The sequence below is a fragment of the Halomonas sp. TH-94 genome, from assembly GCF_057473365.1.
Genome location: NZ_JBYCKL010000071.1, coordinates 1 through 10,212, shown reverse-complemented (window position 1 = coordinate 10,212; position 10,212 = coordinate 1). Strand labels below are relative to the sequence as shown.

Annotated in this window: 9 protein-coding genes; 2 read left to right on the top strand and 7 right to left on the bottom strand. The window is 65.3% G+C overall.

The genetic code is table 11. The features are described 5' to 3' along the window. The 4 genes from AC2VNO_RS14250 to AC2VNO_RS14235 all read right to left on the bottom strand — a co-directional run. On the bottom strand, positions 1–755 hold a 755-nt coding region (locus AC2VNO_RS14250; RefSeq protein ID WP_486934747.1), incomplete at its 3' end, for a carbohydrate ABC transporter permease. 8 nt (positions 756–763) lie between these two features. Next, the gene (locus AC2VNO_RS14245) at positions 764–1,651 is read right to left on the bottom strand and encodes a carbohydrate ABC transporter permease (protein WP_486934746.1); all 888 of its coding nucleotides are present in this window, start codon (positions 1,649–1,651) and stop codon (positions 764–766) included. 24 nt (positions 1,652–1,675) lie between these two features. Further along, a complete protein-coding gene (locus tag AC2VNO_RS14240) occupies positions 1,676–2,980 on the bottom strand; it encodes an ABC transporter substrate-binding protein (RefSeq protein ID WP_486934745.1) in 1,305 nt (434 codons plus the stop codon). Then, entirely contained in the window at positions 2,977–4,239 is a 1,263-nt protein-coding gene (locus AC2VNO_RS14235; RefSeq protein WP_486934744.1) for an ABC transporter ATP-binding protein, read from the bottom strand. Before AC2VNO_RS14235 ends, AC2VNO_RS14240 begins: the two co-directional genes overlap by 4 nt. A 206-nt stretch (positions 4,240–4,445) precedes the next feature. Between AC2VNO_RS14235 and AC2VNO_RS14230 the strand changes: the two genes are divergently transcribed. Together AC2VNO_RS14230 and AC2VNO_RS14225 are read left to right on the top strand one after the other, a co-directional pair. Next, a complete protein-coding gene (locus AC2VNO_RS14230) occupies positions 4,446–6,014 on the top strand; it encodes a GNAT family N-acetyltransferase (protein ID WP_486934743.1) in 1,569 nt (522 codons plus the stop codon). Positions 6,015–6,017: 3 nt separating this feature from the next. Continuing rightward, positions 6,018–6,833: a M90 family metallopeptidase gene (locus AC2VNO_RS14225; protein ID WP_486934742.1), complete on the top strand. Its 816-nt coding sequence runs from the start codon at positions 6,018–6,020 to the stop codon at positions 6,831–6,833. Position 6,834: 1 nt separating this feature from the next. On the opposite strand, the gene AC2VNO_RS14220 is transcribed toward AC2VNO_RS14225, so the two are convergent. The 3 genes from AC2VNO_RS14220 to AC2VNO_RS14210 form a co-directional block, all read right to left on the bottom strand. Continuing rightward, a complete protein-coding gene (locus AC2VNO_RS14220) occupies positions 6,835–7,716 on the bottom strand; it encodes an NAD(P)-dependent oxidoreductase (RefSeq protein WP_486934741.1) in 882 nt (293 codons plus the stop codon). 32 nt (positions 7,717–7,748) lie between these two features. Next, positions 7,749–9,209 (bottom strand): aldehyde dehydrogenase family protein, encoded by a 1,461-nt coding sequence (locus AC2VNO_RS14215; RefSeq protein ID WP_486934740.1) that lies wholly within the window; start codon positions 9,207–9,209, stop codon positions 7,749–7,751. Positions 9,210–9,247: 38 nt separating this feature from the next. Next, the coding region (locus tag AC2VNO_RS14210; RefSeq protein ID WP_486934739.1) for a TRAP transporter large permease at positions 9,248–10,212 on the bottom strand (965 nt) is incomplete at its 5' end.

Below are 10,212 nucleotides of genomic sequence, written 5' to 3'. Positions count from 1 at the left end.
GTGGCGGCACTGACGGTGGCCCAGTTGACCCCGGTTTCCGGCGCCGAGAAGATGCCCAGACCCACGGTGAGCGGGCGACTCTCTACCGAGTTGGTCACCACCAGCGGCCACAGGAAGTTGTTCCAGTGGTGGCTGATGGAGACCAGCCCGTACGCCAGGTAGGTGGGCTTGGCCAGGGGCACGTAGACCTTGAGCAGGATCGCCATCCAGCCGCAGCCCTCCACCCGGGCCGCCTCCTCCAGCTCGCGAGGGATGGTCTTAAAGGTCTGGCGCAAGAGGAAGATGCCGAAGGCGCTGGCCACGTACGGAAGGCCGACGCCGGTAATGGTATCGACCAGGCCAAGACCGCTGGCAATGCGGTAGTTCTCGACGATCAACACCTCGGGAAAGACGAACAGCTGTATCAATACCAGCATGAACAGCACGTCGCGCCCGGGGATGGGGAAGCGGGCGAAGGCGAAGGCCGCCAGGGTGCAGACGACGAACTGCGCCAGAACCACGCCGGTGACCAGCAGGAAGGTGTTGAGGTAGTAGCGCGCAAATGGCGCCTGGGCCCAGGCATTGGCGAAGTTGTCCAGCGTCAGCGGCGCGAACAGGTCGAAGCGCACCATGTAGGCCGGCGGATGGAAGGCGGCCCAGATCGCATAGAGCAGCGGAAATATCCAGACGATGGCCAGCAGCCAGGCGGCCGTGGTCTCGAGGCTCGGCACGCGCAGGGCGAAGCGGCTGGCGGCGGGGCTGATGGCTCGGTTCATTGCTCGGTTCATTGATAGTGCGTCCTGCGGTCGAGCACGGCGAAATTGAGCGTGGCCACCACCGCCAGCACCAGCAGGATCACCACCGTGATGGTGGCAGCGTAGGTACGGTCGAAGAACGAGAAGGCGTTTTCGTACACGTAGTAGAGCAGCAGGTTGGTGGCGTTGTTGGGGCCGCCCTTGGTCAGGATGAACAGGTGATCGACTACCCGCACGGCGTTGATCAGCGCATTGATCAGGACGAACAGCGTGGTCGGCATCAGTAGCGGAAAGGTCACCCGCCAGAAGAAGCTCCAGCGGCTGGTGCCCTCCAGGTCCGAGGCCTCCTTCAGTTCGGGCGGGATGCTCTGCAGCGCCGCCAGGTAGAAGATCATGAAGAAGCCGGCCTCCTTCCATACCGTCATCACGATCACCGAGGTCAGCGCCACGCTGGGGTCCCCCAGCCAGTTGACCCCGGAGAGACCGAATGCGCCGAGCAACTTGTTGAACAGGCCGATCTGCGGGGCATAAAAGAACATCCAGATGTTGGCCGCGGCGATCATCGGCAGGATGGTCGGGGTGAAGTAGGCCATGCGCACGAAGCCGCGCCCCGGAAGGCGTGCGTTGACCAGCAGCGCCATTCCCAGCGCCAGGGCGATGGAGGTGGGAATGGTGCCCAGCGCATAGATCAGGTTGTTGCGCGCCACCCGCCAGAAGGTGCGGTCCTCCACCAGCATGGCGTAGTTCTCCAGCCCGACGAACTCTGGCGGCGCTCCGCGAAAGCCGGGAAGGAAGAAGCTGTTGATGAGCGTCGCCACGGTGGGCAGGTAGGCGAAGGTGCCAAGCAGCACCGCCGCCGGCAGCAGCAACAGCGCACCGTAGATCTGCATGCGTCTATCGGCGTTGTGGATCAGCATGGCTTGCCTCCTGCGCCGCTGGCCTCAGCGGGAGCGCGCGTAGCGTCGCAGCGCCACGTCAGCTTCCGCCTGGGCCTGCTTGAGCGCCTCCTCGGGTGACATCTGGCCGGTCAGCGCCGCCTGCACGGCGTTGTCCAGCGCCCGACGCACACGCCCGCCCTGATAGGTGGCCAGCTCCGCGGTAGCGTGCTCGAGCTGATCGCGGGCCACCGCCGCCGGCGGGAACTCCTCGATGTAGTCCTGCAATGCTTCGGTCTCGTAGGCCGCCGGGCTGACGCCCATGTAGCCGGTTTCGATCGACCAGGCCGCAGCGCGCTCAGGGTCGGTCATCCAGCGGATGAACGTCATCGCCGCACGCTGCTCCTCCTCGCTGGAGTCCTTGAACAGGTAGAAGTTGCCGCCGCCGGTGGGACTGCCGCGCTGGGTGCTCATGGGCAGCATGGCCACGCCGAAGTCGAAGTCGGCTTCGTTGCGAACCGCGGTCAGATTGCCGGTGGTGTGCCACATCATGGCGGTAGACTGCTCGATGAAGTTCTGGCGCAGGGTGCCCCATTCTATGGTGCCGTCGGGCATGGCCTGATGATCGCGGGAGAGCGAAACCCAGTATTCCAGCGCCTCGATGGCGGCGGGGTCGTCGAAGTAGATCTCGGTGCCCTCTTCGTTCATCAGGCGGTGGCCGTTCTGGAAGGCAAAGGCCTGGAACATCCAGTAGGGGTAACCGGTGGAGGGTACCATCACGCCCCACTGCTGCCCGTTGCTGGCCTCGCGCACCGCGGCGGCCATTTCCGCCATCTCCTCCCAGGTCTCGGGAGGTGTCTCTGGATCGAGACCGGCTGCCTCGAAGGCGTCCTTGTTCCAGTAAAGCACGATAGTGGAGCGCTGGAAGGGTATGCCGTAGGTCTGGCCATCGATCTGGCCGTTCTCCATCAGCCCGGGGTAGAAGCCGTCGAGCCACTCGCGCTCCTCGTCGGTTTCGATCACCGAGTCGAATGAGACGATGGCGTCCTGCTCCAGCAGGTCGAACAGGTCGATGGAGAACAGCACCGAGAGCTGCGGCGCATCGCCGGCCTCGATGGCCGACATGGCGCGCACTCGGGTGTCGTCGTAGTTGCCGGCGTAGATGGCGTTAACCGAGATGTCGGGGTGCTCGTTCTCGAACTCGGCCACCAGGCCGTCGATCACATCGGTCAGCGCCCCACCCACGGCGACCGGGTAATACATGGTCAGCTCGGTCTGAGCCTGTGCGCTCAGCGAGCCGGCAGCGAGCAGGCCTGCCAAGGCCGTGGCTCCCATTCTGCTGCCCTGGGTCAACATGAAGCGTGCGTTCATCGGTTCACTCCTGAAGAGTCGTTCCCTGCGGGATGGGACGAGGCTCGCGCCTCGCGGTCTTGGGTCGAAGCGCCGGCAAGGCCCGGCTCGAAGCGATGGCGCCCGGGCGGTGCGGCCAAGTCGTGGCCCGTTATCGCCAACCGCTGTCCATCGCTTGCATCGAAGAAGTGCGCCGCCTCGCGCCGCCACCGCAGCCGGCAGTTCGCCCCGGCTGCCAGCCCGGGCTTGCCGTCGAGCCGGGCACGCAGCTGCTGACTGCCTACCTGCAAACGGACGATGCTGTCCGCGCCGAGGTATTCGGCGTCGATCACCTCGGCGGGCACGCCGGGCGCATCGGCCGGCAACAGGTGGATCTCCTCTGGGCGAATGCCGAGCAAGTGACCCTTGGCCTCGTGAGAGGCTACGCTGCAGCGGGGCTCACCCTCGATAACCGCGCCATCGGCAGCGGCGGCAAGGCTCACCAGATTCATCGCCGGGCTGCCGATGAAACTGGCGGCGAACGCCGTTGCCGGTCGGTCATAGAGCTCGGCCGGCGTGCCGTCCTGTTCGATTTTTCCGCCCTGCATGAGGATCACGCGATCGCCCATGCTCATCGCCTCGACCTGGTCGTGGGTGACGTAGATCACCGTCATTCCGAGCCGCTGCTGCAGTGCCTTGATCTCGCGGCGCATCTCACCACGCAGGCGAGCGTCGAGATTGGAGAGCGGCTCGTCCATCAGGCAGATGGGATGTTCGGAGATGATCGCCCGGGCCAGTGCGACCCGCTGACGCTGGCCGCCGGAGAGCTGCGCGGGCTTGCGCTCGAGATAGGCTTGGAGGTCGACCAGCTCGGCGACTCGCGCCAGCCGCTCGCGTCGCTCGGCCTTTGGGACCCTGCGGCTGCGCAAACCGAAGACGATATTGTCGGCCACGCTGAGATGGGGAAACAGCGCGTAGGACTGGAACACCATGCTGATGCCCCTATCGCCCGGCGGCAGGTAAGTGACGTCGCGCTCACCGATGTGAATGCGCCCGGCGCTGGCCTGCTCGAGACCGGCGATCATGCGCAGCGTGGTCGACTTGCCGCAGCCCGAGGGGCCGAGCAGGATGACGAACTCACCCGGCGCCACGTCGAAACCGATGCCGTCGACGGCAACGGACTCGCCCCAGCGCTTGCTCACGGCCTCGAGCCGGATGCGCTGGCTGTCGCTTGGGCCCACCGGGGGGTGGGGCGGCTGACTGTGCGGTGTCTGGTTCTGGTTATTGTTGTCTGGGTTCATGCTGCATCCACGATGCCCGTCAAGGCGTTGCATGGCTGTCATCGACTCTCCCGAAACTCAGCGTAGCCGCTAATACGACGATGTGCGGCAATGCTGGCGACTTTTGGTGACGCTGCGATGACGGAACGACGACCGAACGGTAACAATCGGGCGCTGGGCACGGCATGCTAGAATGTGGGCTTTCCCCTGATCAGGAACCGAGCGCAATGTCCCTTGAAGACCTGCATCTCAATCTCCGCAACCTGACGCAGGACGATTACCCACAGCTCAAGCAGCTGATGGATGCCGTCTACAACGACATTGGCGGAGCCTGGCCCCAGCACTCCATCGATCGGCTGATCCAGGAGTTCCCCGATGGCCAGATCGTCATCGAGGATGATGAGCGGCTGGTGGGCGTGGCGCTGACCGTGCGGGTCGATTACGACGAGTTCTCCAATCCTCACAAGTACGACGACCTGGTCGGCAACCGCGAGATCATCCTGAACGACCCCGAAGGCGACGCCATGTACGGGTTGGACGTATTGATTCACCCCGACTATCGCGGTTATCGCCTGGGCCGGCGCCTGTACGAGGCACGCAAGGAACTGTGCCGCTCGCTCAACCTGCGGGCGATACTCGCCGGCGGGCGCATTCCCAACTATCACGAGCACCCCGATCTCAGCCCGACCGAGTACATCGAACGGGTGGCGCGCAAGGAGATCCACGACCCCATCCTCTCCTTCCAGCTGGCCAACGACTTCCAGGTCAAGCGTCTGTTGCGCAAATATCTGCCCGAGGACGAAAAATCCCAAGGCTTTGCGACCCTGCTCGAGTGGAACAACATCCTCTACGAGCCCGCCGAGCGGGTGCTGGAGAACCGGCCCACCCAGGTGCGCGTCGGTGCCGTGCAGTGGCAGATGCGCGAATGTGCCTCCATGGAGTCGGTGCTGCAGCAAGTGGAGTATTTCGTCGACGCCATATCCAGCTATCAGAGCGACTTCGCCGTCTTCCCGGAGCTGTTCAACGCGCCGTTGATGGGCCTGCAGGATCGCGCCAGCCTGCATGACCAGCTCGCCGCCATCCGTTATCTGGCCGGCTTCACCGAGCATTTCAAGACCGAGATCTCGCGCATGGCGGTCTCCTACAACATCAACATCATCGCTGGCTCGATGATCGAGATAGGCGAGGACGACCGGCTCTACAACGTCAGCTACCTGTGCCATCGCGACGGCCACGTGGAACACCAGTCGAAGCTGCACATCACGCCACAGGAGCGCCGTGAGTGGGTGATAGAGGGTGGCGACGAGCTGCGCGTGTTCGAGACCGATGCCGGGCGCGTCGGCATCCTGATCTGCTACGACGTGGAGTTTCCCGAACTCGGTCGACTGCTGGCCGACCAGGACATGGACATCCTCTTCGTACCGTTCTGGACCGATACCAAGAACGGCTACCTACGGGTACGCCACTGTTCACAGGCACGGGCCATCGAAAACGAGTGCTACGTGGTGCTGTGCGGCAGCGTCGGCAACGTCCCGTCGATCCGCAACCTCGACATCCAGTACGCCCAGTCGGCGGTATTCTCGCCCTCGGACTTCGCCTTCCCCCACGATGCGGTGCTCTCCGAGACCACCCCCAATACCGAAATGGTGATTTTCTCCGACCTCGACCTGACCCGGCTCACCGTGGTGCGCGCCGAAGGCTCGGTGACCAATCTCAAGGACCGGCGCAAGGACCTGTTCGACCTGCGCTGGCGCGATTGGTCGTGGAAGTCGGGCTCGCGCCAGGAAGAGAGCTGAGCCGTGCTTGACCGCCTGCGCCGCTGGCGGGCCGAACGCTTCGAGGCCCGCCATCCGTTTCCGCAAGAGGCCTGGGACGAGGCGCGCTCGCGCCTGCCGCTGCTGGCCTTTCTCGACGACGAGGAAGCGGCGCGACTAGGCCGCCGCGCCTGGCGATTCCTGCACGCCAAGCGCTTGAGCATGCATCCCGACCTGGCTGCCCATACCCGCTTCGACGAGCCGGCCCAACTGGCCTTGGCCGCACAGGCTTGCCTGCTGACGCTGGGCTGGTCGGAAGAGGATCATGAGGAAGCCTTCAGCGGTTTCCACGAGATCCTGATCCTGCCCGACGCCTTCCATCGCCAGGTCGAGGAGCTGGACGAGTTCGGCGTGATGCACGCCTACGAGGACGAGCGCGCCGGCGAAACCTCGGCCCAGGGCCCAGTGGTGGTGGCCTTTCCCGATCTGATGGAGAGCGGTGATTTCAACGGCTTCAACGTGGTGATCCACGAGCTCGCCCACAAGGTCGACATGGGCAACTCACTGGATATCGACGGCTTCCCGCCCCTGCCCCGAGACATGGATCCCAAGGAGTGGCACCGGGTCTTCACCGCGGTATGGGACGACCTGCAGGCACGCCTCGAGCGTGGCGAGACGCCGCCCATCGACGACTACGCCGCAACTCATCCCGGCGAGTGCTTCGCGGTGTGCTGCGAGTATTTCTTCAGCGCCCCGGACGTGCTCTACGAAGACTATCCCGAGCTTTACGCCTTGCTCACCCGCTATTTCCGCCAAGCCCCGCTCGAACGCCTGCCGCCAGCACATCCGCAACCGGCTTAGCTCAACGTTGCTCCAGCAGCCGTACCAGCTCCGGCACCGCCTTGTCGGCATGGCCGCCATCGCTGGCACGCCGATACAGCGCCAGTACCGCCTCCGCCACTCCGTGCTCGGCCGCCAAATCCTCGGTCATGGTGCGGTAATAGCCGATGTCCTTGAGCGCATTGGCCACGCTGAAGCGAAACCCCGAGGCATCGTCGGCTTCGATGAAGGGACGCAGCCGTTCCAGCACCACCCCGCCGCCGCCGCCCTTACCCAGGACATCAAGCAAGGCGGCATCGTCGATACCGGCCCGACGCGAAGCCGCAGCGGCTTCGGCGAGCACCGCGGTGAAGCCCAGCGAGACGAAGTTGTGCAACAGCTTCAGGGTGTGCCCCGCCCCTACCGGGCCGGCATGGGCGATGTTCTCGGCGAAGCATTCGAGCAGCGGGCACACCTCGGCGAACAGCGCCTCGGGCGCGCCGACGATCAGGTTCAACTTGCCCGCCTCCGCCTCCTTGGGCGTACGGGTCATGGCGGCATCCATGAAGCGACCGCCGGCCGCTTCGACCCGCGCGGCGACCCGTTCGGTGGAGCTCGGCAGCGCCGTGGAACAGTCGACCACCACGGTGCCCGGCGCCAGCCCTTCGAGCACCCCGCCCGGCTCGAACAGCACCGCCTCCACCTGGGGCGAACCGGTCACGCAGAGAATCACCACCTCGGCGCTTGCAGCCACCTCGCGGCCGCTGCCCTTGGCCACCGCACCGGCGGCCAGCAGATCCTCGACCGGCTGGTTGCCCGGATGCTCCAGAAAGCACATCGAATGACCTCCGCGCAGCACGTTGGCGGCGATGCCGTGCCCCATCAGGCCGACCCCGATAAGGCCAACCCTGCGTGACTCGCTCATGATGTCGTTCTCCTTGCTGGCAAATGTACGGTTCAAGCGTGCTTGATCGCCACGGTCTTCAGCCGCGTGTAGCTGCGCAGCCCCTCGAAGCCCTTCTCGCGGCCGTGCCCCGAGCGCCCCACCCCGCCGAAAGGCAGCTCGATGCCGCCCCCTGCGCCGTAGTTGTTGATGAATACCTGTCCGCTGCGAATGCCCTTGGCCAGGCGCAGCTGGCGGCCACCGTCACGGGTCCACACTCCTGCACAAAGTCCGAAGTCGGTGGCATTGGCCAGGCGCAGCGCCTCGGCTTCGTCGCGAAACACCTGCACCGCCAGCACCGGACCGAACAGCTCCTCGCGCAGCACTTCGTGCCCATTGGGGATGTCTGTCAATAGCTGCGGCACCACGAAGTGGCCACCCAGCGGCGCCCCCTCGGCCAGTTGGCCCTGCGCAGCCACGCGCACGCCACTGGCCCGGGCCGACTCCAACCTAGATTCGAGCTTGGCCTTCTGTCGCGCATTGATCAACGCGCCGCAGTCGGCATCCGCCTCGCCGGCATCACAGCGCAGCGCCGAAAAGCGCTCGATCAGCTCATTCCGCACCACCTCGGCACAGCTCGCCTCCACCAGCAGGCGGCTACCGGCCGAGCAGGTCTGTCCGGCGTTCTGCACGATACCGCGTACCACCGCCTCCAGCGCGGCTTCGAGATCGGCATCGGCAAAGACGATCTGCGGCGACTTGCCGCCCAGTTCCAGGGTCACCGGCACGTGGTGCACTGCCGCGGCCTGGGTCACCAGGGTGCCCGTCTCGGGTGAGCCGGTGAACGACAGGTGATCGATGGCGGGATGCGCTGCCAGCGCTGCCCCCGCTTCGCGCCCCAAGCCCGGCACCACGTTGAGCACACCGGCAGGCAAACCCGCCTCGCAGGCCAGCTCGGCCAGACGCAGCACGCTGAGGCACGCATCTTCGGCGGGTTTGAGCACTACGGTGTTGCCGGCGGCCAGGGCCGCCGCCACGCAGCGCCCGAAGATCTGCGCCGGATAGTTCCAGGGAATGATCTGGGCACACACGCCGTAGGGCTCACGCAGGGTGAGCACGGCGAAGCCTTCATCGAAGGGAATGGTTTCACCGTGCAGCTTGTCGGCGCCGCCGCCATAGAAGCGAAAGTAGCGCGCGCAGGCGGCAATGTCGCCACGCGCCTGGGTCATCGGCTTGCCGGTATCGGCGCACTCCAGCGCTGCCAGGTTGTCGAGGTCGGCCTCGATGGCATCGGCAAAGCCGAGCAGCCACTCGCCGCGTCGCCGGGCCGTCCAGCGCGCCCAGTCGCCCACGCTACCGGCAAAGGCGCGACGGGCGGCATCGACGGCAACCATGACCTCCTCGGTCTGGCAGCGGGCGATGCGGGCAATCGCCAGGCCGCTCGAGGGGGACTCGACCTCCAGCAGCGCCTGGGTCGACACCCATTCGCCACCGATCAGCGCATCGCTGCGCGGTGTTACGGGTAGCGCCTTCATACAGCCTCCTTGTGCATTTGTTGTTATTTCCCTTGCCGCTAGTACACCAGCCAGACCAGCCCCATGGAGATCCATGGCATGTAGGTGATCGCCACCAGGCAGGCCAGCACCACCAGCACGAAACGCACCAGCCAGGGCAGCATCTGGTCGATGGAGATCCTGGCCACTGCGCAGGCGGCGAACAGATTCACACCCAAAGGCGGGGTGATCATGCCCAGTGCCAGATTGACCACCATGATCAGACCGAAATGCACCGGGTGAACGCCGAACTGAATGGCGATCGGCGTCAGAATCGGGGCCAGCACCAGAATGGCAGCCGAGGTCTCGATGAACATGCCGACGATCAGCAGCAGCACATTGACCGCCAGCAGGAAAGCCATGGGGCTGTCGAACACCTGGGTGACCCAGCCGGCGATATGGCCCGGCAGGCCCGTCCGGCTGATCAGGAAGCTGAACAGCGAGGCAGCGGCAATGATCAGCATCACCGCCGCGGTGGAGATCACGCTCTGGCGCAGGATAGGCCACAGGTCGCCGACCTTGAGCTCACGGTAGTAGAGCCCGCCCACCAGAAGGGCGTAGAACACCGCCACCGCCGAGGCCTCGGTGGGCGTGAACACCCCGCCGTAGATCCCGCCGATCACCACCACCGGCATCAGCAGCGCCGCCCAGGCGCGCTTGAAGGAGATCACGAAGCTGGTGCTGTCCTTGTGATCCTCGAGACCGTAGCCACGCACCTTGCAGAACAGGTAGAGGAACAGGATCAGCGCCATACCGATGAGCAGCCCCGGCCCCACCCCGGCCAGGAACAGCTGACCGATGGAGGTATCGGTGCTGACCCCGAACAGGATCAGCGGGATCGAGGGCGGGATCAGCACTCCGAGTTCAGCCGACGACGCCTGGATCGAGGCCGCCAGCGGTTTGGGATAGCCGTGACGCACCATGGCCGGGATCAGTATGGCGCCGATGGCGAAGGTGGTCGCCACGCTGGAGCCGGACACCGCGG

What these genes read in the sequence shown, in the direction of transcription:
- AC2VNO_RS14245 (WP_486934746.1), bottom strand. Translation starts at nt 1,651, where the DNA reads ATGCTGATCCACAACGCCGATAGACGCATGCAGATCTACGGTGCGCTG.
- AC2VNO_RS14240 (WP_486934745.1), bottom strand. Translation starts at nt 2,980, where the DNA reads ATGAACGCACGCTTCATGTTGACCCAGGGCAGCAGAATGGGAGCCACG.
- AC2VNO_RS14235 (WP_486934744.1), bottom strand. Translation starts at nt 4,239, where the DNA reads ATGAACCCAGACAACAATAACCAGAACCAGACACCGCACAGTCAGCCG.
- AC2VNO_RS14230 (WP_486934743.1), top strand. Translation starts at nt 4,446, where the DNA reads ATGTCCCTTGAAGACCTGCATCTCAATCTCCGCAACCTGACGCAGGAC.
- AC2VNO_RS14220 (WP_486934741.1), bottom strand. Translation starts at nt 7,716, where the DNA reads ATGAGCGAGTCACGCAGGGTTGGCCTTATCGGGGTCGGCCTGATGGGG.
- AC2VNO_RS14215 (WP_486934740.1), bottom strand. Translation starts at nt 9,209, where the DNA reads ATGAAGGCGCTACCCGTAACACCGCGCAGCGATGCGCTGATCGGTGGC.